Annotated in this window: 16 protein-coding genes; 6 read left to right on the forward strand and 10 right to left on the reverse strand. The window is 61.8% G+C overall.

Annotation, left to right across the window (positions count from 1 at the left end; all coding sequences use genetic code 11):
* Positions 1-11: 11 nt before the first annotated feature.
* Positions 12-533: a GbsR/MarR family transcriptional regulator gene (locus FPL22_RS16390; RefSeq protein ID WP_144354109.1), complete on the reverse strand. Its 522-nt coding sequence runs from the start codon at positions 531-533 to the stop codon at positions 12-14.
* 246 nt (positions 534-779) lie between these two features.
* Between FPL22_RS16390 and FPL22_RS16395 the strand changes: the two genes are divergently transcribed.
* On the forward strand, positions 780-1,397 hold the full coding sequence (locus FPL22_RS16395) for a hypothetical protein (RefSeq protein WP_144354110.1): 618 nt from the start codon (positions 780-782) through the stop codon (positions 1,395-1,397).
* Between the two features lie 129 nt (positions 1,398-1,526).
* On the forward strand, positions 1,527-1,922 hold the full coding sequence (locus tag FPL22_RS16400) for a VOC family protein (RefSeq protein ID WP_144354111.1): 396 nt from the start codon (positions 1,527-1,529) through the stop codon (positions 1,920-1,922).
* 79 nt (positions 1,923-2,001) lie between these two features.
* Here FPL22_RS16400 and FPL22_RS16405 read toward each other — a convergent pair whose 3' ends face one another.
* On the reverse strand, positions 2,002-2,892 hold the full coding sequence (locus tag FPL22_RS16405; RefSeq protein WP_162525350.1) for a rhomboid family intramembrane serine protease: 891 nt from the start codon (positions 2,890-2,892) through the stop codon (positions 2,002-2,004).
* A gap of 364 nt (positions 2,893-3,256) precedes the next feature.
* On the opposite strand from FPL22_RS16405, the gene FPL22_RS16410 reads away from it, so the two are divergent.
* Together FPL22_RS16410 and FPL22_RS16415 are read left to right on the forward strand one after the other, a co-directional pair.
* On the forward strand, positions 3,257-3,472 hold the full coding sequence (locus FPL22_RS16410) for an addiction module protein (RefSeq protein WP_144354113.1): 216 nt from the start codon (positions 3,257-3,259) through the stop codon (positions 3,470-3,472).
* A complete protein-coding gene (locus FPL22_RS16415) occupies positions 3,469-3,765 on the forward strand; it encodes a type II toxin-antitoxin system RelE/ParE family toxin (RefSeq protein ID WP_144354114.1) in 297 nt (98 codons plus the stop codon). The genes FPL22_RS16410 and FPL22_RS16415 overlap by 4 nt, the downstream gene beginning before the upstream one ends.
* 55 nt (positions 3,766-3,820) lie before the next feature.
* Here FPL22_RS16415 and FPL22_RS16420 read toward each other — a convergent pair whose 3' ends face one another.
* The 7 genes from FPL22_RS16420 to FPL22_RS16450 all read right to left on the reverse strand — a co-directional run bounded on the left by FPL22_RS16420 (position 3,821) and on the right by FPL22_RS16450 (position 13,325).
* Entirely contained in the window at positions 3,821-5,020 is a 1,200-nt protein-coding gene (locus tag FPL22_RS16420; RefSeq protein ID WP_238991457.1) for an MFS transporter, read from the reverse strand.
* A 155-nt stretch (positions 5,021-5,175) separates the two neighbouring features.
* Complete coding sequence (locus FPL22_RS16425) at positions 5,176-5,934, reverse strand: SDR family NAD(P)-dependent oxidoreductase (protein WP_144354116.1); 759 nt, start codon at positions 5,932-5,934, stop codon at positions 5,176-5,178.
* A gap of 43 nt (positions 5,935-5,977) precedes the next feature.
* Positions 5,978-7,378 (reverse strand): efflux transporter outer membrane subunit, encoded by a 1,401-nt coding sequence (locus FPL22_RS16430; RefSeq protein ID WP_144354117.1) that lies wholly within the window; start codon positions 7,376-7,378, stop codon positions 5,978-5,980.
* An 11-nt stretch (positions 7,379-7,389) separates the two neighbouring features.
* Positions 7,390-10,569, reverse strand: coding sequence for an efflux RND transporter permease subunit (locus FPL22_RS16435; protein WP_144354118.1), 3,180 nt, complete (start codon positions 10,567-10,569; stop codon positions 7,390-7,392).
* Positions 10,570-10,668: 99 nt separating this feature from the next.
* Positions 10,669-11,889 (reverse strand): efflux RND transporter periplasmic adaptor subunit, encoded by a 1,221-nt coding sequence (locus FPL22_RS16440; protein WP_144354119.1) that lies wholly within the window; start codon positions 11,887-11,889, stop codon positions 10,669-10,671.
* Between the two features lie 75 nt (positions 11,890-11,964).
* Positions 11,965-12,579, reverse strand: coding sequence for a TetR/AcrR family transcriptional regulator (locus tag FPL22_RS16445; protein WP_144354120.1), 615 nt, complete (start codon positions 12,577-12,579; stop codon positions 11,965-11,967).
* Positions 12,580-12,752: 173 nt separating this feature from the next.
* The gene (locus tag FPL22_RS16450) at positions 12,753-13,325 is read right to left on the reverse strand and encodes a type 1 glutamine amidotransferase domain-containing protein (protein WP_144354121.1); all 573 of its coding nucleotides are present in this window, start codon (positions 13,323-13,325) and stop codon (positions 12,753-12,755) included.
* 258 nt (positions 13,326-13,583) lie between these two features.
* Between FPL22_RS16450 and FPL22_RS16455 the strand changes: the two genes are divergently transcribed.
* Positions 13,584-15,305, forward strand: coding sequence for a DUF2330 domain-containing protein (locus FPL22_RS16455; RefSeq protein WP_162525351.1), 1,722 nt, complete (start codon positions 13,584-13,586; stop codon positions 15,303-15,305).
* 29 nt (positions 15,306-15,334) lie between these two features.
* Here FPL22_RS16455 and FPL22_RS16460 read toward each other — a convergent pair whose 3' ends face one another.
* Positions 15,335-17,674 (reverse strand): type IA DNA topoisomerase, encoded by a 2,340-nt coding sequence (locus FPL22_RS16460; RefSeq protein ID WP_144354123.1) that lies wholly within the window; start codon positions 17,672-17,674, stop codon positions 15,335-15,337.
* Positions 17,675-17,979: 305 nt separating this feature from the next.
* On the opposite strand from FPL22_RS16460, the gene FPL22_RS16465 reads away from it, so the two are divergent.
* Positions 17,980-22,725: a PAS domain S-box protein gene (locus tag FPL22_RS16465; RefSeq protein ID WP_144354124.1), complete on the forward strand. Its 4,746-nt coding sequence runs from the start codon at positions 17,980-17,982 to the stop codon at positions 22,723-22,725.
* The last annotated feature ends 11 nt before the right edge of the window (positions 22,726-22,736 follow it).

Below are 22,736 nucleotides of genomic sequence, written 5' to 3' on the forward strand. Positions count from 1 at the left end.
CGGGCCTTTGATCAGCCAACCAAGCGGAAAACCTTATCACCCAATTTGAATAATTTTTTAGCTGACGCAGGACTCATGGATTGCGCCTTGTCCGCCCAGCTGGAGGTCAGCTCCATGAATTCGATCAGTTCTTTCAGTCGCGCGCGCGTGTGATCCGAATCTTCCTTGGCGCCCACAGCCGCCTGTTTGCAGTCACGTAACGTGGCCAGCGTGGGATCAAATTCACGTTTTTTCCGCTCCTTCATGACAACGATGAACATCTCCCAGACATCCTTCATGGTTTCAAAATGCTCACGGCGATCACCGAAAATATGGACCACACGAATCAAGCCCCAACCCTGCAATTCCTTGATGCTGGTGCTGACGTTGGAACGGGCGACACTGAGCGTTTCACCAATCTCATCTGCGGCAATCGGCTTTGGGCACAACATAAGCAACGCATGGACCTGAGCCACCGAGCGGTTGATTCCCCAACGCGAACCCATTTCACCCCAGTGAAGAATGAATTTTTCCATAACGGGTGTAAGTTTCATAATATTTCTGTAATTACAGAAATATCGGATTAATCAAGATGATTCTCCCATCCACCAAGATGCGGGGGTCGGGCCGAGTAGTGTTATATTTAGTCTTCAGCTGACGCGCTTCAGCAATTAGCGCAGGAGTTCACGGCATTTTCACTGGAAGTGGCACTATGGGCCAATCAAGCACAAGGGGTCGGGCCGCGACTTGCTACTGTTACCCGCAGGCCAAAACTGCCCACATCTTCATCTCATTACCCCATGAAACTGCCTCACTGGATTCTTACTGTTATTCTTAGCGGCGCTTCTCTTCTTCACGCTGCCCAACCCGCTGAATTCACCTTTATGCTGGTAGGCTATTGCCGCGCAGGGAACGCCAAGGACGATCCCAACGCTCTCGGTGGCTACGGTGGTTCCGACAATCTGCCCAAGCCCCTGAAATTCGCCATCCGTTCACCCGATCTCTATTTGGAAATCGCTGATACGCCGAACGTCGTCTTCGCGGAAAAATACACGGGGCTGAATGTCCGGCTCATAAATGGCGGTAAAAAAACCGCGATCTTTCCCGCCTCCGACAGCCGGATCAGTCTGGTGCAGGAAGCCCAAGATACCGACGGCACGTGGAAGGAAATCGAATACCTGCCGAGCAGTTGGTGCGGCAACAGTTACCACAACGTTTATCTCCAGCCTAAGCACTATTGGGAATTCACTGCTCCGCGCTATTCCGGTCCGCAGAAAACCAAACTGCGTTTCAAGCTGACTCTCGCTGCTGACCATATCCTTTATTCACCCACCTATGAAGGCGGCATCCACCCTGAACAGTTCACGGCCCAGCAGGGACGCAAGCCGACGAACCTCATGGATCCGCATACGGAATAATACGCGGTTTAGCAGAGCACAGAGGAGTTCACGGCAGCTTTGCTGGAGGCGGCGCTCGCGGACGGCGTTACCGCCCTGTCCGAAATCCTCCCGTTCATTCGTTGAGGAAGTGGTTGGAAATCCTCCCACATGAACAAACAGATATTCCTCAATGTCCCGGTCGCCGATCTATCCAGATCGCGGACCTTCTTTACGGCACTCGGGTTCTCACTCAATCCGCAGTTCACCGATGATACGGCTGCCTGTGTCGTCATCAGCGAGGCGATCTCGGTCATGCTGCTGACTCATGACAAGTTCCGCCAATTTACCCCCAAGGCCATCTGCGATACGTCGCAGGCGGTTGAGGCCCTGTTCTGCCTTACGTGTGAAAGCCGTCAGGAGGTGGACGATCTCGTCGCGAAAGCCCTCGCCGCCGGCGGCACCACCCACGACAAGCCGGAAGACTTTGGGTTTATGTATATGCACAGCTTTGTAGATCCCGACGGCCATGGGTGGGGCCTCATTCACACCAAGCCGAGCGCATGATTTTCCGAAAGGCCGGCGACTCGGAAGCGGGGTGCAGGCTCAACGTCTTGATTTTTCCGAGACCCCGTTTTGCGAGGGCCTAGGTCGTTGTGTCCGTCGGGCGGCGCAAACGCAGGGAAAGCCTTTCCAGTTCGCGTCGTTCCCAAGGCTTAAGGCTGTCCGGCCCGTGTCGGCTGATTTTGTCGAGCAGCGTGTCCATACGCTGACGCTCACGCGCCTTGCCGGCGGATTCGTCGTATTGCTGATAGCGAAGATCGGAGCTGTATTCGGAAATCTCGCTCCGATAGGCCCTGAAATAAAGGTCCGGCAGGGCACTGGCGCCGGTTTCGGGCTTCCGATTCGCAAGGCCTTCCGGGGGCCAGATTGCAAAATAAACCCGCAGCGAGAGCAGGAGAAACAGCGGAAGCCAGTTCACGTTGGGAGACTTCGAGATGAGTTCCGGCGCGTAGAGCATCGCGATCAAAACTCCCCCGATGGCGCCTCCCAGGTGGGCGCTGTAGGTGATGGTTTCCTTTTTGCGGTTATGCGCGAAGTAAGAACCCGCGAGAAAGAGCAGGGCGTAAATCCAGCCGGGCACGACCGCGGGCAACAGCGGGAGGACGGCTCCCGGTGCCGCCAACGTGTAGGCGCACACCAAACCACAAGCGGCGCCGGATGCACCCAGAATTTCGTGGCGGCGTCCGCGATTGACCCAATAGGCCAGCACTGAACTGCCCAGCGCGGACCCCAGAAAAATGGCGAGCATTTGCACGCCGCCCAGCGCGTTGGAGAGCGCGATGCCATACAGGCAGATGACGGCGGCGTTGAATACGAAGTGCGGGAGGTTGGCGTGCACACCACAGTTCGAGATGAACCGGTCGTATTCGCGATTCTGCCGGACGGACTCTACGTCAAGAACCCGGCGGTTGAAAAACACCAAGCTGCGTAAACCGGCGCAGGTGGTAAGCCCGAGAACGGTTAAGAGGGCCAAGACTGTGGGAAATCCATCCATGTAAAAGCGTATCTGTGGCGATACGCAGACGACGGGCCGGATAAGGGTCAAGCCGTCAGCCAGCCGCCTATCGCGATGGCGGCGGCGTATTACTGTATTTGGCCTTCAGCTCCCGTGTTTCAGCGGTCGCGCAGGAGTTCGCGGCGTTTCTGCTGAAAGCGGCGCTGGCGGGCCAGTGGCTCTCGATGATGGGGGTTTGAATGAGCCGCCTTCATTTCAGTCTGATACGGCATTCAGCAAACGCTGAAATGCGGTGAAAACTGAAATGTCGTATGGATATGGAGCGGGACGCCTTTCCTTCGGCGGAATTGACTCACTTTCTCGCCGAACCACTGTTTCAGCCATGAGCATCGCCGAGCTTCGACTTCTGCCCAACAGCGAGAAACTCAAAATCATCGAGACGCTCTGGGCTGATCTGTCCGCCGACGAAGCCTCGTTCGAATCTCCCGCCTGGCACGCCGAGGAACTCCGCAAAACCGAGGAAGATTTGAAAGCAGGGCGCGTGACTGCGGTTGATTGGGACGAAGCCAAGAAAGCACTCCGCAAACGCTTCGAGTGAAACTGCGGATCCTTACTCCCGCGATTGAAGATCTGGCTGCCGGCCGGGCCGTTTACGATCACCAGAGCTTGGGAGTAGGAGATTATTTCTTCGACAGTCTATTCGCCGAAATCGACTCGCTGGTGCTGTATGCAGGCACCCACCCCATCAGGCACGGCCATCACCGGATGCTGGCCCGGCGTTTCCCGCACGCGATCTACTACAAAATCACAAACGACGAAGTGCCCGTTCACCGGGTTATCGATTGCCGCCGCGATCCCAAGTGGATCCAGCGGCAGCTCAGACGTCGTTGATTGCAGATGCCCGGTTTTTATCTGTGTTTATCTGCGTGATCTGTGGTCAATAAATTTAGACGAGGTGCGGTTGGGCGGCGGCAGGAACGGATGATTTTTTGTGGCGGGACAGGGCGACGACTCCGAGGCCGGCCAGGGCGGTGGCGCCGCCGGCCCACATCACGGCGGAGGTGCCGAGGTCATCGACGATGCGTCCGCCGACCACCGAGCCGAGCGCGATGAATATTTGAAATGTGGATACCAGCAGCGCCGCGCCGCCTTCGAGGGCTTCGGGCGCGGCTTTGAAGACCCAGAGTTGCAGCACGACCGGAATCGCGCCGAAGGCCAGGCCCCACGCGATGAGAAGCACGGCGGCTCCGGTGAGTTGGTGGCCGAAGACGGGCAACAGCATGACGGCGCCGGCCAGCAGCGAAACGGCGGTGATGAGCGTGAGCCGCAGGTTGCGCGCGGCGAAGGCACCGCCGGCGAAGTTGCCCACGATGCCGGCGACTCCGAAGGCGAGCAGGAGTGAGCTGAGTGAGCCGGGGCTGATGGTCGCGCTGTCTTTGAGGAAGGGTGTGACGTAGGTGTAGGCCGCGAAGTGTCCGGCGATGACGAAGGCGATGGTGAGCAGACCGAGACGGGCGTCGGAGTGGCCGAGCAAACTCACGAGCTGGCGCACGCCGGGCGTGGGCGGAGACGGGAGCGAGGGCAGCACGAAGAGTTGCACCGCGCCGATGAGGAGCGCGACACCGCCGAGGACGATGAAGGCGACGCGCCAGCCGGCGAGTCCGGCGATCAACGTGCCGGAGGGCACGCCAATGACGGTGGCGATGGAGATGCCGGCGAAGATGATCGTGGTGGCGCGCGCGGCGGAGCCGGGCGGCACGAGGCGCGCACCGAGCGTGACGGCGATGGTCCAGAATCCGCCGAGGGTGATGCCGAAGAGCACGCGGGCGACGATCATCACCGCGAAGTTGGGCGCGAAGGCGGCGAGGAGATTGGAGGCGACCAGCAGGCCGATGAGAAACAGGACAAGCGTGCGGCGGTCGAAGTGGCCGGCGGTGATCGTCATGACGGGCGCGGCAATCGCGGCGACGAGGCCGGGAATCGTAATCATGAGACCGGCGGTCCCGGCGGTGACTTCGAGGCCGCCGGCGATGTGCGTGAGCAGGCCGATGGGCAGGAACTCGGAGGTGACGACGACGAAGGCGCCGAGCGCGACCGAGAGGACGGCGAGCCAGGATTTGGAGAGGGAGGGAGACGAGGCGCTCACGATTTTTTCGGACGGTTTCAATTCGGAATGGTTACACAGAGGCGGAAGACCGGTGTCTCGCGAAGGCGGCGAAGGGAGCGAAGGTTCGGAATAAGGGGATTCCTTTGATCGGACCTTCGCGTCCTTCGTTTACTTCGCGAGACGAGGTCGGTGGCTCAGCGGATGCCGCCGGCGATGACGATGGTCTCGCCGGTAATCCAGCGGGAGTCATCGGAGGCGAGGAACACCACGGGCGTAGCGATTTCGTCGGGCTGGCCGATGCGGCCGAGCGGAGTATCGGCTTCGATCTTCTTGCGGAAGTCGCTCTCGATAAAACCGGCGGTGTGCGCACCTTCGGTCTCGATCATGCCGGGGTTGACCGAGTTGACGCGGATCTTTTTCGCGCCGAGTTCGACGGAGAGCACGCGGGTGATCGAATCCACGGCGGCCTTGGTCGCGCTATAAACAGAGGAGCCGGGAATGGCGTTCTTCGCCACGATGGAGCTGATGTTGATCACGCTGCCGCCAGTGGCGGGGAAGAGCGGCACGGCGGCCTGAGTGGTAAGGAGGAGTCCGAGGACGTTGATGTTGAACTGGCGATGGAAGAGCTCGGGGGTGACGGCTTCGAGCGGGGCGAACTCATAGACGCCGGCGTTGTTCACGAGGATGTCGAGGCGTCCGCCGAAGGCGGCTTTGGTGTCGGCGAGGAGGCGTGTGATGTCCTCGGGTTTGGAGACGTCACCGGCGACGGCGAAGGCCTTGCCTCCGGCGGCGATGATCTCGGCGACGACTTTGTCGGCACCGGCTTTGGAGGAAGCGTAGTTGACGGCGACGGACGCGCCGGCGGCGGCGAGGTGCTTGGCGATGGAAGCGCCGATGCCTTTGGAGGCACCGGTGACGAGGGCGGTTTTACCGGCGAGTTTTTGTGTGCTCATGATGGTTTTGGTTTCTGACTTTTAATTTGTTCGGACGGGAAATTTAGGAAGTGGGTTGGGACCAGCCGCCGCCGAGGGCTTTGATCAGGGCGACGTGGGTGATCCAGCGCTGGCCGGCGAGTTGGGCGTCGGCCCGCTCAACGACGAGTGCGGTGCGTTGCGCGTCGACGACTTCGAAGTAGCTCACGAAGCCGGCGTCGTAGCGTTTCTGCGAAAGATCGGCTCCGCGGCGGGCGCTGGCGACGGCGCGGGACTGCGCGGCCGCCTGGTCGCCGAGAAGACGCGAGGCGGTGAGCGCGTCCTGCACTTCACGGAGGGCGACGAGCACGCTTTGCTGGTAGGTCGCGGCGGCTTCGTCGTAAGCGGCACGGCTGCGGGCGAGGTTGGCTTTGTTGCGTCCGCCTTGGAAGAGCGGGAGGTAGATGCTCGGTCCGAAAGACCACAAGCGGCTGTCGGGTTTGGTGAGGTCGCTGATGTCGGCGCTGGCGTAACCGGCGGCACCGGTGAGCGCGATGGTCGGGAAGAACGCGGACTTCGCCACGCCGATGCGGGCGCTGGCGGCGGCGAGGCTGCGTTCGGCGGCTGCGATGTCGGGGCGGCGCGTGAGCAGGTTGCCGGGGAGGCCGGCGGGGATGGCCGGGGGAGGAGTTGAGAGTTGAGTGATGAGAGTTGAGTGATCGGAGGACGGAGCGGGTTCGCCGAGGAGGACGGCGAGGGCGTTTTGGGTGGCGGAGCGGCGGATCGCGAGTGCGGCAGCGTCGGCTTCGGTGGCGGCGAGTTCGGTTTCGGCGCGGGCGAGCGCGACGTCATCGGCGGTGCCCTGGCGGACGCGGGCTTGGATGAGTTGGAGCGTGTCGCGGCGAACGGCGGTGGTTTGCGTGACGATGGCGAGTTCGCGGTCGAGAGCGCGGAGCGTGAAGTGCGTCGTCGCGACCTCGGCGGTGAGCGAAAGGCGGGCGGCGGCAAACGTGGCGCCGGCGGCGTCGAGATCGGCGCGGGCGCTTTGGTTGAGGCGGCGCACGCGGCCGAAGAGGTCGAGTTCCCACGAGAGATCGATCGAGAGGCGGTGGGTGGTCGCCGGGGAATCGGGGAGCGCGTTGTCGACGGTGCGCGAGCTGCGTTCACGGGTGAGCGAGGGATCGGCGGCGAGCGACGGCAGGTAGGCCGAGCGGGCGACACCGGCGAGGGCGCGGGATTGTTCGACACGGGCAAGCGCGGCGCGCAAGTCCTGGTTGGCAGCGAGCGCGCGGGTGATGAGCGCGTCGAGCGCAGGGTCGTTGAAGGCGCGCCACCAGTCGGGCGCGAGGGCGACGGAGGTGGTGTCGGCGGCGTCACGGTAGGTGGCCGGGGTGGGTGCGTCGGGGCGCTGGTAATCGGGGCCGACGGAAGGCAGCGCGGCGATGGCTGTAGCTGCGGTGGTGAGGGAGAGCAGGAGCGTTTTCATGGTCGTGCGGTTCAGGCGTTGGCGGGTTCGATGTGCGCGGTTTCGACGACGGCGAGCGCGGGCTTTTTCACGCCGATCTTTTCGAGGACTACGTAGAAGATCGGCGTGAGGAAGAGGCCGAAGATCGTCACGCCGATCATGCCGGCGAAGACGGCCACGCCCATCGCTTGACGCATCTCGGCTCCGGCGCCGGAGGAGAAGACAAGCGGGATGACGCCGGCGATGAAGGCGATCGAGGTCATGAGGATCGGACGCAGGCGCAGGCGGCTGGCTTCGAGCGCGGCTTCGACGATCCCCTTCCCTTCCTCGCGGAGCTTCACGGCGAACTCGACAATCAAGATGGCGTTCTTGGCGGCGAGTCCGATGAGGACGATCAGGCCGATCTGCGTGAAGATGTTGTTGTCGCCCTTGGTCAGCCAGATGCCGAGCAGAGCGAAGAGGATGCCCATGGGCACGACCAAGAGGACGGCGAACGGGAGGCGGAAGCTCTCGTATTGGGCGGCGAGGACGAGGAACACCAGGAGGATGCTCAGCGGGAAGATGAACAGGCCGGTATTGCCAGCGATGATACGCTGGAACGTGAGGTCGGTCCAATCGAGGACGACGCCTTTCGGGAGGGTTTCGGCGGCGAGTTTTTCCATGATGGCCTCGGCTTCGACGGAGCTGTAGCCGGGGGCGGGCGCGCCACTGAGATCGGCGGCGGCGTAGCTGTTGTAGCGCATGGCGCGGTCGGGACCGTAGGACTCCTTCACGGTGGCTAGGGTGCCGAGGGGGATCATCTGACCGGCGGCGTTGCGAACTTTGAGGCGGTTAATGTCGGAGGCGTGCGTGCGGAACTGCGCGTCGGCCTGGGCGACGACCTGGTAGGTGCGGCCGAAACGGTTGAAGTCGTTCACGTAGAGCGAGCCGAGGTTGACCTGGAGCGTCTCGAAGATGTTGGAGAGCGGGACGCCCTGCTGCTTGGCCTTGGCGCGGTCGACGTCGATCTCGAGCTGCGGGGTGTTGACGGTGAAGCTGGAGTAGACACCGGCGAGGCCGGGAGTCTGGTTGGCGCGGGCGATGAGTTCCTGCGTGGCGCGGTAGAGCTCGTCGTAGCCGACGGCAGCGCGGTCCTGCACGTAGAGCTTGAAGCCGCCGGTGGTGCCGAGGCCGTTGACGGGGGGCGGCGGGAAGATCGCGACGAAGGATTCCTGGATCTCGTTGAACTTGGCCTGGAGGTCGGCGGCGATTTCGGGGCCGGACATGCCGGGGCCTTTGCGCTCGTCGAAGGGCTTCAACATGGTGAAGGCGATGCCGGAGTTGGGGCTGTTGGTGAAGCCGTTGATGGAGAGTCCCGGGAAGGCGATGACGTCGGCGACGCCGGGGTGCTTCATCGCGATGTCGGTCATGCGACGGATGACTTCGTCGGTGCGCTCGAGGGACGCGGCGTCGGGGAGCTGCGCGAAGGAGATGAGGTATTGCTTGTCCTGCGAGGGGACGAAGCCGGAGGGGACTTTGCTCAGGGTGAAGCCGGTGAGCGCGAGCAGGCCGACATAGACGATCAGGGCGAGCGCGCTGACGCGGATGAGGCGGGCGACGCCGTTGGAATATTTTTGCGAGGCCCAGTCGAAGAAGCGGTTGAAGGGACGGAAGAGCCAGCCGAAGAGGCGGTCGATGACGCGGGTGACGCGGTCCTTGGGTGCGTGGTGCGAGCGGAGCAGCAAAGCGGAGAGCGCGGGCGAGAGCGTGAGGGAGTTGAAGGCGGAGATGACCGTCGAGATGGCGATGGTGAGGGCGAACTGTTTGAAGAATTGTCCGGTGAGTCCGCTGATGAACGCGGTGGGCACGAAGACGGCGGAGAGGACGAGGGCGACGGCGACGATGGGGCCGGTGACCTCGCGCATGGCGATCTTGGTGGCCTCGACGGGCGAGTGGCCGAGGGCGATGTTGCGCTCGACGTTTTCGACGACGACGATCGCGTCATCCACGACGATGCCGATGGCGAGCACGAGGCCGAAGAGCGAGAGGGCATTGATGGAGAAACCGAACGCGCTCATCACGGCGAAGGTGCCGACGAGCGAAACAGGCACGGCGGCGAGCGGGATGATCGAGGCGCGCCAAGTCTGCAGGAAGAGCAGCACGACGATCACGACGAGGATCAGCGCCTCGACGAGGGTGTGCACGACGGACTTGATCGAGCTGCGCACGAACACGGTGGGGTCGTAGGCGATGGCGTAGTCGAGGCCCTCGGGGAAATCGGCCTTGAGCTTCACCATGGTGGCGCGGACTTCGTCGGAGAGCGCGATGGCGTTGGCGCCGGGGAGCTGGAAGACGCCGATGCCGACGGCGGTCTTGTTGGTGAGTAGCGAGCGAAGCGAGTAATCGGAGGCGCCGAGCTGGACGCGGGCGACGTCGCGGAGTTGCACGCGTTCGCCGCGCGGGCCGTTTTTGACGATGATGTCGCCGAACTCTTCTTCGTTAACGAGGCGGCCTTGGGTGTTGATGAGGAGTTCGGTCTCGGCGCCGTTGGGATTGGGCTGGCGACCGACGGAGCCGGCGGCGACCTGGACGTTTTGCTCGCGGATGGCGGCGACGATGTCGCCGGCGGTGAGGTTGCGGGCGGCGACTTTGTTGGGGTCGAGCCAGACGCGCATGGCGTAGTCGCCGGAGCCCCACATGTTGACCTGACCGACGCCGGGGAGGCGGGTGAGCGGGTCTTTGATGTTAATCGCGGCGTAGTTGCGGACGTAGACATCGTCGTAGCGGCCGTCGGGCGAGAAGAGGTGGACGACGAGCGTGATGTCGGGGGAGCTCTTCTGCGTGGTCACGCCGAGGCGGCGGACTTCCTCGGGGAGTTTGGGCAGGGCTTGGGCGACGCGGTTCTGGACCTGGACCTGGGCTTTATCGACGTCGGTGCCGAGTTTGAAGGTGACGGTGAGCGTCATCAGGCCGTCACTGGTAGCCTGTGAAAACATGTAGAGGGAGTTTTCGACGCCGTTAATGGATTGCTCGAGGGGCGTGGAGACGGTCTCAGCGATGGTCTTCGGATTGGCGCCCGGGTAGCTCGCGGTGACGATGACGGTGGGCGGGATGACCTCGGGGTATTCGCTGATCGGCAGTTGGAAGAGCGAGATCGCGCCGACGATGAAGATGATGATCGAAAGCACGCCGGCGAAGATCGGGCGCTTGATGAAGAAGTCGGAGAAGTTCATGGCGGGAAATGTGTGGGCAAAGCAGTAGCTGGAGGGACCGCTTGGCGGTTATTTTTCAGAGGTATTGTCACCTAATAGGTGACAATTTGGATGGGTGACTTACTTCAGCGCGACCTTGGTGACGGCGGGCTGGGCGGGGGCGGTTTCGGCGACGACGGTCATGCCGGGACGGACGCGCTGGAGACCGTTGACGATGACGCGGTCACCGGGGGCGAGGCCTTCGCGGATGGCGCGTTGTCCGTCGATGATGGAGCCGAGTTTGACGGTGCGGTAGGCGACGGTGTTGGCGGCGTCCACGGTGAGAACGAATTTCTGGCTCTGGTCGGTGCCTATGGCGCGCTCGCTGATGAAGAGCGTGGGCTCGGGTGCGCTGACCGGAAGGCGGACGCGGGCGGAGAGGCCGGGAATGAGTTGTCCGTTTGTATTCGAAAAAACCATACGCAACACGAGGCTGCCGGTGCCGGGATCAAGACGGTTGTCGGCGGACTCGATCACGCCGCGGTGCGGGAAACCGGTTTCATCGCTGAGCTCCATCTCGACGGCGATGCGACCGGCGGAGTTGGTGGCGAGGCGTCCGGCGGCTTGCAGGCGGTTAAAGGTCAGGACGGTGGCTTCATCGACATCGGCGTAAACGTAAACTTCGCCGGTCGAGACGATGGAGGTGAGGAGCGTGGCGGCACCGGGTGCGCCGGAGACGAGGTTGCCGCTGGTGACGTAGGCGCGGTTGACGCGGCCGGTGATGGGCGCACGCACTTCGGTGTATTCAAGATCGAGGCGGGCGCTGGCAAGCGTCGCCTCGGCGGCAAGGAGATCGGCGCGGGCTTCGGCGAGACGGGAGCTGCGGGTGTCGGCTTCCTCGACGGAGATGGCGCGCTCTTTGAGGAGGTCGTCGGAGCGCTTGGCTTCGCGCTCGGCGATGCTCACGCGGACGCGGGCGCTCTGGGCTTGCGCGGTGGCGAGGTCGAACTGGGCGCGATACCAGCGCGGGTCGATGGTGAAGAGGACGTCGCCTTTGTTGACGAGTTGTCCGGCCTGGAGGCGGACTTCGTCGATATGGCCGGAAACGCGCGGGCGGAGTTCGACCGACTCGACAGCTTCAACGCGGCCGAGAAGTTCGCGGTGCTCGGTCACGGTGCGTTGCTCGACAGAAGCGACGGTGACCTTGGGGCCGGCCGGGGCGGCGGCGGGAGCTGCGGCGACCGCGACGACGGCGACCAAGCTCAGGCTGACGAGGGAAAGGAAGAAACGATAACGCGACAACGGAGCGACCCGGCGTGCGGTGGTGGTGGAGAGGGCGGAGGCGGTGACGGGCGTGCTCATGACAGGTGATGTGTAAAAGGCGGGCGATTAAATAGATTACTAATTAGTAAACAATGAGGTCAAAAAAAGGGCGCTTTAAGCCGCCGTAGAGGTGCGGGCGACGCCGAGGATGCTGAGGGAGGTCTCTGGAAGAACGCGGAGGAATTCGAGGTCGTTTTGGATGCGGGCCTGGCCGAGGCTGCCTTCAAGGAGGGCAAAGAGACACTTGGCTTTCGAGGCGGCATCACCCGCGGCGATCGAACCATCGGCCTGGCCGTCGCGAATGGCGGACTCGAAATAGCGGACCTGGCGCTGAAGGATCTCCTGCACTTTCAAACGAATCGCCTCGTCTTGAGTGCTGGTCTCGGAACCAACCGAAAAGCACGGGCAACCAAGGACTTGTCCATGCTCTTTCTGGAGCGCGAGCTGGCCTTCGTAGGTGCTTAGGAAGAAGTTGCGAATGCGTTCCAGAGGAGGGATTGAGGCCGAGAAAAGACCGTCCCACTTCTGCTTACCGCATTCATTCCAGTCAGCCTCAAGGGCTTCAACCGCCAGCGCCGACTTGGATTCGTAGAAATAGTAGAAGCTGCCTTTTTTGACGCCGGCCTTTTCGCAGATCGCGTCGATGGTGACCACGCCGTAGCTGCGCTCCCAAATGAGCTCGAGCGCTGCATCGAGCAGCTTTTCCTTGGCGTTACTGGTGCGTCCCATGGCCGGATTAATTGTTTACTATTTAGTCAACTTCAAGCCTGAAGTTGAAAAATCTTCGTCAGCCCTCGGGAACGGTTGGGGTTAAAAACAAACAAACGCGCAGCCGCATAAGCAGACTGCGCGTTACGAGTTTGGGCAAAGCTCAGATAACCAACCGCGTTCGGAAAATCCGTTCAGGCGTGCTGGCCCGCGTGGACGCCCTCGGCGATTTCCTCGATCATCTTTTTGTTGAAGGCGGGAATGTCGGCGGGCTTGCGGCTGGTGACGAGGCCTTGGTCGCACACGACTTCTTCATCTACCCAGTCGGCGCCCGCGTTAATCAGGTCGGTCTTGATCGAAGCGTAGGACGTCAGGCGGCGGCCATCGACCACGCCGGCTTCGATCAACGTCTGCGGACCATGACAGATGGCGGCGACCGGTTTTCCGGCTTCGAAAAAGGCCTGCACAAATTTAACGGCATCGGGCTCGATGCGGAGCTTGTCGGGATTGATCACGCCACCGGGCAGGAGCAGCGCGTCAAACTGGGAGGCGTCGGCTTTGCTTACGTGAACGTCGACGGCGATGCTCTCGCCGAAGCCGTCACCGGTCCAGCTCTTCACGGCATCCTGGTTGGGCGAAACAATCACGGTGGTCGCACCGGCGGCTTCGAGCGCGGCGCGGGGCTTGAGGAGTTCGCTTTCTTCAAAACCATCGGCGGTGAGGATGGCTACTTTCTTACCTTCAAGCATGGAGGATTTGGTATTCATGATAGTTTTCTTTTGAGGGTTGAATGCCACCTGACAGCCCCAAGCTCCGACAGTCACTCATGCGCGCAGGAAAGGGGCGGAACCCCGTGGTTTCCCTTGGAGAATTCACCCATGCTCCACCTCAGGCAGCGAAGTCGAATTTCACCTCGCCACCGATGACTTTGAGTTTGGCGTCGAAGGTCTTGCTGAATCGCTTAGATCATCTGTGTGGTGCAATAGACCGCCCACCCCGAACTAATGATCCCCAAACAATCCCGAATGTTGAGCATGCTCGGTGTATGGAGCGCAATCGTGTTGGGCTTCATCGCTTGCACCACCCCAGCCATAGCCGACGGGAAAGTGTTTGCCCCAGTGGCGGTGCCTCAACAAGTCGCCATGCCGGACCAACGGGCCCTTCTCGCGTGGGTCAATGGGGTGGAAACACTGGTCATCGAGTCCGCCTTCATCGGCGAAGGAGCCGACTTTGCCTGGGTGGTTCCTCTACCGAGCAAACCCGAGGTTTTCCCCGCGACCCGTGGCACCCTGCCGGCCGCAGTCGCACTCATGCAGCCAACGGTAGCAAGCGCGATTCCGGGCGCCTGGATTTTCGCCGTGCTATGCGGCGGCATTGCTCTCGTGGCACTGTTTTTTGGTTGGCTCGTGATCGGGCTGCTCGTCCGGTCCTGCGTCGTCCTCCTCGGCATCGCCATCCTCGCTTTTATCATCGCTACGTTAACCGGGTCGGAACTTGCGTGGTGGCTCTCATTCGGAGGCGGTTGCATGTGCTTGTGGCCGATGCGTAGATGGCTCAGGCAAAACACCAGCTTCGGTGAAATATTGGCGGTGCTCATGGGCGCAGCTGTATTGCTAGCGATAATCATTCCGACGGTAGGAAACGTGCGCTACAGAGCGGGAGAATCCATGGCAGGAAAAATCATCGTAGAGCGTCACACCGTAGGCGACCATGACGTCACCCTGATTGCAGGCATAGAGAGCGAGGGCGTAATCACATGGCTGGAGAAGAACGGCTATGCGTTCTCAGACACCGCCCGAAGAATCGCGATCGAACATGCAGCAGGTGGAGGTTGGTTTGTTGCGAGCCGTTTCACGCGAGACTTCGCCAGCAGCGGACGCAGCGTGCCCGCACCTCTGGCATTTCGCTTTGCAGTGAAGCAGGCGGTCTACCCCATGCGCCTGACCGGTGCCGACGCAACGCAGCCTCTGACCGTCGAGCTAATTGCCTTTGGACCGAGTCGTGCAACCGCGGAGGGACTCAAAGTCCGCACGGCGACACCCGTGCGCCTAGGCGAACCTGAAGCCAAAAAAGGATGGAAGATCAAAAAACCATTAACCAACGAACGCTTAATTTCGCATCAGGAATTAGCACGCTGGACGGCAGGGACAGAGGTAGGAACCTGGTTGCGCGGAGAACTCTCTCCTCTTCAGATGCAAAAAGACATCGTGCTTGGCTGGACCGGAAGCACCAAAGCCAAAGGCCTTTTCGCCGTCGGCGAGGAAGACGCTTGGTTAAACGCAGCCGCTTTATCCGGAATCGTGGCGCTGATCGGCGCGATGGTGGTCGGGCTCGTATTCGGGACTCGTCCCATCCCACGAAAATGGGCGGGCTTGATCGCAAGCGTGGCTTTGACCGGCGGTCTCGCGCTCCGAGCATTTACGCCGACCGTGCCCGTTGAGAAACATCCCGAACTGCAGCACTGGTCTGATAAAAGACAGGTGACGCAACTCGCCGCCATTGTGCTCCATAATCTGCCGGGCCTAACGAGTGATAACGCCATACAATCCGCCTTCGCCAAGGAACTAGCTTATTATTTTCCAACCTTTCGAATCGGCGATGCGCCTGGTGAGGTGCTGCTGCAAAAACTACCCGATGACAGTTGGCGGGTCTTGTTTTTTAACGCTTATGGCCAGCCCGAGTTTTTCGAAGGCAACGATGTGGACCTTAAACTCTCCGCCGAAAAACAAAAAACCTCAGGTCCATAAAAACCCTTCCAAAATCATCCTCCACGGCCCTACGCGACGAAGTCGAACTTCACCTCGCCGCCGATGACTTTGAGTTTGGCGTCGAAGGGCTTGCCGGCCTTTGACGTGAAGCCGGTGAGCGTGTCGGTGACTTGCGCGGTGAGGAGTTTTTGCACGATGTCGGGCGTGATCTCTTTTTGCGCGATGACTTTCCACACGACGAAGCGGCAGCCGCCGCGCCAGTTGGAACAGCCGTAGGCTTTTTTGCCGACGACTACGTCGCCCGCGCAGACCGGACACGCGCCGAGCGACTCGTCGCCCGAGGAGGCTTTTTGCGCGGCGTCGGCGATGTCGTAGGCGGGGTTTCCTTTTTTATCGAAACGCAGGTGCGCGAAGTGCCGCGTGCCGTCCACCTCGATGGGGTGCGGCGTGAGACTGCGTTTGTGGATGAGGATTTCGCGCGCGAGCACGGACGGAATTGTCAGGCCCCAGAGCACACCGGGGAGGACGAATTTGCAGCCGTCCTTCCACTTGGTGCAGCCGTAGCCGGTGCGTCCGCGCATGACGGGCGCATAACACGACGGACACGGGCCGAGGTTGGTGAGATCGATGGTGGCCTCGGCGTTGCCTTGCAGGATTTCGCGCGTGTAGGCCTCGACCTCTTTCATGAAGACACCGGCTTCGTAGTCGCCGCGTTCGATGCGTTTGAGGCGGTGTTCCCAGTCGCCAGTGAGTTCGGGAGATTTGAGACGCTCATCCTTGACGAGCGAGATGAGTGCGCGGCCGGAGTCGGTGCTGACGAGGTTCTTTTTGCGGCGCTCGACGTAGGTGCGCGCGATCAGGACTTCGATGATCGAGGCGCGGGTGGCGGGCGTGCCGACGCCTTTTTCCTTGAGGGCTTCCTTGAGGGTTTCGTCGGTCACGATCTTGCCGGCGGTTTCCATCAGCTGGAGGAGACTTGCTTCGTTGAAACGCTTGGGCGCGGAGGTTTTTAGCTGCGCGAGTTTAGGCTCGTGCGGGTTGCGTTCGCCTTCCTGGAAGTCGGGGAGCTTTTGCGCGGCTTCGGCATCCTTTCCGTCCTTTTCATCGTCGGACGCGTCGCCGCCGTAGAGCGCTTCCCAGCCGGCATCGATGAGGACAACGCCGCGGGCGCGGAACGGTTCTTCGGCGGCGGCCGCATCGACTGTCGTGATCGCGCGGATACACGGCGGATAAAACACGGCGATGAGGCGCGTCACGACGGCGTCGTAGAGCTTGGCTTCGTCACCGTCGAGTTCGCCTCCGAGAACGTGCGTGGGGATGATGGCGTGGTGATCGGAGACTTTTTTGTCGTCGATGATGCGCTTGGAGAACGGGAGCGCGGCAAGGTCGAGCTTGGCGATCTCGGCGGGTTTAACGGCGCGGAGTTTTTCGAGGAGCGGGGCGATGGTCGGCTGGAGATCGGTGCTCAGGTAGGAGCTGTCGGTGCGCGGATACGTGAGATGCTTTTTTTCGTAGAGACTTTGCGCGAGCTTGAGCGTCTGGTCGGCGGTGAAGCCGTGGCGCTTGTTCATGTCGCGCTGGAGCGTGGTGAGATCGTAGAGCGACGGCGGGTGCGCGAGGGCGTTTTTCTTGGCGACGCCGGTGATGACGAGATCCTGGCCGGTGATCTTCGCGACGACGGCCTGCGCGTCGGGCTGCGCTGTGAATTTGCCGATCGTATGTTTAAAGACGGCGCCGCGGCACTTGGTGTGGACCTCCCAAAACTCCTCGGCGACGAAGCGCTCCACCTCGAGGTCGCGTCCGACGATCATCGCGAGGATGGGCGTCTGCACGCGGCCGAGACTGAGGAGCAGGTTGCGCCGGCCGTATTCGACGGTGAAGAAACGCGTGGCGTTGAGTCCCACGATCCAGTCGGCCTCGCTGCGGCAACGGGCGGCGGCGTAGAGTTTGTCGAAGTCGGCGCCGGGTTGGAGTTTCGCGAAACCTTTTTCGATGGCCTCGTTGGTGAGCGAACTGATCCAGAGGCGGCGGACGGTTTTCTGCAGGCAGCCGGACCATTCAAGGATGTAGCGGAAGATGAGCTCGCCCTCGCGACCGGCGTCCGTCGCGCAGATGATTTCCTCGGCGTCGGTGAAGAGCTTTTTAACGGTGTCGAGTTGTTGAACGGCACCGGCATCACCGCGCGGACGGAGGCGGAATTTTTCGGGGATGATGGGCAGGTTGGAAACGCGCCACGGCTTCCAGTCCGGCGTGTAGTCCTCAGGCTCCTGCAACTCGACCAAGTGGCCGAATGCCCAAGTGACGGCGTAGCCGTTGCCCTCAAGCCAGCCATTTGCACGCGTGGACGCGCCCAAGTGTTTGGCGATGTCGCGGGCGACGGAGGGTTTTTCAGCAAGGACGACCTTCAAGATGCGCCCTAGCAAGGATTCCGGCGTTCGCAGGTCGATAGGAATCGTTTGCAGCAATTAACGACTTCGTCGCGACGGCGAAGGACACACGTCGCAGCAAGCAGTTGTGCAAAGAACCGCGAACGGACGCGGCCGGACGGCCAGCGCGAAGCAAAAACGACGGTGGTCCGGAGCCCAGCTGGAATGAAATTTGCAGATGGTATCCAAATACCAAACACCCTCCGTCCGCTTGCTTTCGCCAAAAACTCGTTATCCCCGGCAGGTTTTCCGGAAGTCCGCCTGAACTTTTCCCGCGCACTCCGCTTATGCCTGTTTTCCCGGTTTCCGAACGCCGCTCCACGCACGTCTTCACGTGCAGTCTGCTGCTGCGCAGGATTTGTCTGATTTTGATCATCGCCTTCGGTGCTGCCGCGGCACCGGCCGCGCCGGATGAACCGGTGACCTTGTGGCTCAAGTGGCGGCATCAGTTTCAATTTGCCGGCTATTACGCGGCGCAGGCCAAAGGATATTACGCAGATGAAGGCATCTACGTGCGCATCGAGCCGGGCCGGCCCGGGATGACATCGGCGGATGCGGTGCTGCACGGCGTCGCGCAATTTGGCGTGAACGATTCCGACGTCGTGCTCGCGCGTCTTCAAGGCAAGCCGTTCGTGGTGTGCGCGGCGATTTTCCAACACTCGCCGCTGGTGATTCTCAGCCGGCGTGATCGCAACATCCGCACGCCGGCGGATCTGGCGGGCGGGCAGCTCATGATGTCGGATCGGCAAAGCTCGGCGCAATTATGGGCGATGTTTATGCGCGAAGGAATCTCGACGGAGAAGCTGCGCGTGGTGCCGCATACCTGGCGGCTGGAAGACTTGATCGAAGGCCGCGTCGATGCCGTGTCGGCTTACGCCACGGTCGAACCACCCAAGATGCGTGCGCTGGGGATCGAACCGGCAATATTGCGCGCGATTGACTACGGCGTGGATTTTTACGGCGACCTGCTTTTCACGAGCGAACGCGAAGTCCGCGAACACCCGGAGCGCACGCGGGCTTTCATTCAAGCCAGCTTGAAGGGTTGGGATTACGCGATGCGCCATCCCGAGGAAATCGCCGACTACATCCTCGCGCTCGATGACGTGAAAGCCCGCGGCATCACGCGTGAAAACCTCCTCGCGGAAGCCTCCGCCATGAAGCCGTTCATCCTGCCCGACGTCGTGGAGATCGGCCACATGAACCCCGGCCGTTTCCGGCAAATCGCCCAGACGTTTTTTGATCTCAAGATGGCTCCGGCCGGCGCTTCTCTGGATGGGTTTATTTATACCCCGCCGGCTCCCGGCGGGACGCTCACCCGAACCCTGCTTTTCAAAATCAGCGCGACGGTGGCGTTCGGCGTTTTGGTCGTGCTGTTGTGGAACCTGCAGATCCGCCGCCGCGTCAACCGGCGCACACTTGACCTAAAAAAAGAGGTGCTCCTGCGCGCGCAGGTTGAAACCGAACTGCGCGCCAGCGAAGAACGCTTCCGATTGATGTTCGCCGGTGCGGCCACGGGCATCGCGGTGACCACGCCCGACGGACGGTTCACCCAGGCTAACCCATCGTATCTGACTTCGATCGGTTACACGGAAGCCGAGCTGCAAAAGCTCAACCTCGTCTCGCTGCTCCATCCGGACGACCAGGCGGATTACCGCAAACTGATCGAGAATCTGCTCGCCGGTGACCGCGATCATTTCGTGAGCGAAGCACGGTGCATGAAAAAGGACGGCCGCTTCGCCTGGAAACGCGCGGGCATTTCCCTCGTGCGCACCAAAGACGGCCAGCCCGCCAGCATCATCGTGGTCGCCGAGGACATCACCGCGCGTCGCGAAGCCGAGGAGTCCGCCAGCGCCAGCGCGGAATTACTGCGCATGGCGGGCGGCATCGGCGGCATGGGCGCGTGGTCGATCGCATTCCCCGGCTCACGCATCACATGGAGCGACGAAGTCTATCGCATCCACGAAGTGAATACCACCTATCGTCCCAGCTGGGAAAAATCCCTGGCCTTTTTCACCCCCGATTCCCGGCGGTTGCTCGCCGCGGCCATCGATGCGGGCGAGCCCTACGACTTCGAGCTCGAACTGATCACCGCCAAGGGCAACCGCCGCTGGGTGCGCACCACGAGCAACACCGAGCGCGAGGAGGGCGTGCTCAAGCGCATCTACGGCATTTTCCAGGACATCACCGATCGCAAACTGGCCCGCGAAAAACTCGCCGCGTCCGAAGCCCAATACCGCCTGCTCTTCACGCATAATCCGCTGCCGATGTGGGTCTGCGAAGCGGAGACGCTGCGCTTCCTCGCGGTCAACACCGCGGCCTGCGAGCACTACGGTTACACCGATGCAGAGTTCGTCAGCATGACAATCACCGATCTGCGCGTGCCCGGCGCGGCGGCCAACACCGAGCGTCACCGCAAGAAAAACGGCAGCCTCATCGATATCGAAATGAGCTCCGACAAAATCGTGTTCGATGGGCGCAACGCCTTTCTCACGATGGCTCACGACGTGACCGAGCTGGCCCGCGTCAATCGTGCCCAGCGCATGTTAAGCGCGTGCAACGAAGCCCTCATCCGCACCGAGGCGGAGAACGACCTGCTCAACGACATCTGCCGCATCGCGGTGGAGATCGGCGGTTATCGCATGGCGTGGGTCGGCTTCGCGATGCAGGACGCCGGCAAGACCGTCCGCCCGGTCGCGCACGCGGGCGCAGAACACGGCTACCTCGCCGAGATCGAACCGAGCTGGGATGAAAACGTGCCCACCGGACGCGGTCCGGCCGGACGCACCATTCGTAGCGGACAAGCCGTCTTCTGCGACGACATCGACAAGGACGGCAGCTTCGGTTTGTCGCGCAGCCTGGCGCGCAAGCACGGCTCGCGCAGCGTCATCTGCCTGCCCTTGCGAGACGAGACCCGCACGCGCGGTCTGCTCAGCCTGCACTCCTCAGATATTCTCGTGGTCGGCACGGATGAGATCACCCTTCTGCAACAACTCGCGGACGATCTCGCCTTCGGTCTCAACATCATCCGCGCCCGCGTCGAACGCCGGAAAACCCAGGAGGCCGTTTTCATGATGGCCCGCAGCGTTTCGGCCGCGATCGGCGGCGCCTTCTTCGATCAACTCACCGAGAGCATGGTCGCCGCCCTCGGCGCGGATGTGGGCGTCGTTGCGATGATCGATCCCGCCAATCCCGCCCTCGCCCGCACGTTGTCGGTCATCGTTGACGGTCACCGGCGCAAAAACTTCGCTTACCCGCTGTCGGGCGCTCCTTGCGAGCTAACCGTCACGGGCCAATCTTGCGTCGTCGAACGGGACGCACAGCAGCGTTTCCCGGCGAGCCGCCTCATGGCCGACCTCCGTGCGCAGGCTTATGTCGGACACCCGTTGATCACCGCGGCGGGTGAACCCGTGGGCGTGATGGCCGTGTTGTTTCACCGTCCGCTCGAGCAGACCGATTTCATTGCCTCCACGCTGCAGATTTTCGCGACCCGCGCCTCCTCGGAGCTTGAGCGCCAGCAGGTCGACTCGCGCTTGCGCGAACAGGCCGCGCTGCTGGACAAAGCTCAGGACGCGATCCTCGTGCGCGACCTCGATCACCACATCACGTTTTGGAACAAGAGCGCCGAACGGCTCTATGGCTGGACGGCGGAAGAGGCCATCGACCGCTCTATCGCCGAACTGCTTTACGAAGACCCCACGGCATTTCTGGAGGCCACGCAGCACGTCATAACCAAGGGCGAATGGGTCGGCGAGCTCCAGCAGATCAACAAGCAGCGCCTGCGCCTCAACGTCGAATGCCGGTGGACACTCGTCCGCGACGACTCAGGCACGCCCAGCGCCATCCTCGCGATCAACACCGACATCACCGAGAAAAAGAAACTCGAGCACCAGTTCCTCCGCGCGCAACGCATGGAAAGCATCGGGACCCTCGCCGGCGGCATCGCGCATGACCTCAACAACGTGCTCGCGCCAGTGATCATGGCGATCGACCTGCTCAAATTAAACGAACGCGACGCGCTCAAGCTTTCGCTCCTGAAAACCGTCGAGACCAGCGCCCGCCGCGGCGCCGACATGGTGGGCCAGGTGCTCTCCTTCGCCCGCGGCATGGAAGGGCGCCGCGTGGATGTTCAACTGAAACACGTCATCCACGACATCGAGAAAATTTCCCAGGATACGTTTCCCAAAAACATCCAGATCAGCGCGACGGTCGATTCCGCCCTTTGGCCGCTCATGGGTGACCCGACGCAACTCCACCAGGTGCTCCTCAATCTCTGTGTCAACGCGCGCGACGCCATGCCCGACGGCGGCCGGCTCACGATCCTGGCGGAGAACATCCACCTCGATGCGCATTATGCCGCCATGAACATCGAGGCCAAGGCCGGGCCGCACGTCGCCATCGAAGTCGAGGATACCGGCACCGGTATTCCGCAGGACATCATCGACAAGATTTTCGATCCGTTTTTCACCACGAAGGAAGTCGGCAAAGGCACCGGACTCGGGCTCTCGACCTCGATCGCGATCATCAAGGGCCACGAAGGCTTCATTCGCGTTTACAGCGAACCGGGCAAAGGCACGCGCTTCCGCGTTTATATTCCCGCGAAGCCCTCGGCCGACAGCCCAGCCCTCACCGCCGAAGCCAACGACCTGCCGCGCGGCCACGGTGAACTGGTGCTCGTCGTGGACGACGAAGCGTCGATCCGTGACATCACGCAGCAGACTCTGGAGACCTTCGGCTATCGTGTCATTTCGGCGGCCGACGGAGCCGAGGCCGTCGCGCTTTATTCCGTGCAACGCGAACGCATCGCGGTCGTGCTCACTGATATGATGATGCCGGTGATGGACGGCGCGGCGACGATCCAGGCGCTCACCCGGATCAATCCCCACATCCACATCATCGCGGCGAGCGGCATCACCGCCAACGGCGACGTGGCCAAGGCCGCCGGCTCCGGAGTGCGGCACTTCCTGCCCAAACCCTACACGGCCGGCACGCTGCTGAAGGTGCTGCGACAGGTGTTGCAGGATGCCCCGCTCTAACCCCGCTGCGC

Origin of the sequence: Rariglobus hedericola, from assembly GCF_007559335.1 — a bacterium.
Classification (GTDB): domain Bacteria; phylum Verrucomicrobiota; class Verrucomicrobiia; order Opitutales; family Opitutaceae; genus Rariglobus; species Rariglobus hedericola.

Coding starts and splice junctions, on each gene's coding strand:
- FPL22_RS16390 (WP_144354109.1), bottom strand. CDS start 533: ATGAAACTTACACCCGTTATGGAAAAATTCATTCTTCACTGGGGTGAA.
- FPL22_RS16395 (WP_144354110.1), top strand. CDS start 780: ATGAAACTGCCTCACTGGATTCTTACTGTTATTCTTAGCGGCGCTTCT.
- FPL22_RS16400 (WP_144354111.1), top strand. CDS start 1,527: ATGAACAAACAGATATTCCTCAATGTCCCGGTCGCCGATCTATCCAGA.
- FPL22_RS16410 (WP_144354113.1), top strand. CDS start 3,257: ATGAGCATCGCCGAGCTTCGACTTCTGCCCAACAGCGAGAAACTCAAA.
- FPL22_RS16425 (WP_144354116.1), bottom strand. CDS start 5,934: ATGAGCACACAAAAACTCGCCGGTAAAACCGCCCTCGTCACCGGTGCC.
- FPL22_RS16430 (WP_144354117.1), bottom strand. CDS start 7,378: ATGAAAACGCTCCTGCTCTCCCTCACCACCGCAGCTACAGCCATCGCC.
- FPL22_RS16435 (WP_144354118.1), bottom strand. CDS start 10,569: ATGAACTTCTCCGACTTCTTCATCAAGCGCCCGATCTTCGCCGGCGTG.
- FPL22_RS16440 (WP_144354119.1), bottom strand. CDS start 11,889: ATGAGCACGCCCGTCACCGCCTCCGCCCTCTCCACCACCACCGCACGC.
- FPL22_RS16445 (WP_144354120.1), bottom strand. CDS start 12,579: ATGGGACGCACCAGTAACGCCAAGGAAAAGCTGCTCGATGCAGCGCTC.
- FPL22_RS16450 (WP_144354121.1), bottom strand. CDS start 13,325: ATGAATACCAAATCCTCCATGCTTGAAGGTAAGAAAGTAGCCATCCTC.
- FPL22_RS16455 (WP_162525351.1), top strand. CDS start 13,584: ATGTTGAGCATGCTCGGTGTATGGAGCGCAATCGTGTTGGGCTTCATC.
- FPL22_RS16465 (WP_144354124.1), top strand. CDS start 17,980: ATGCCTGTTTTCCCGGTTTCCGAACGCCGCTCCACGCACGTCTTCACG.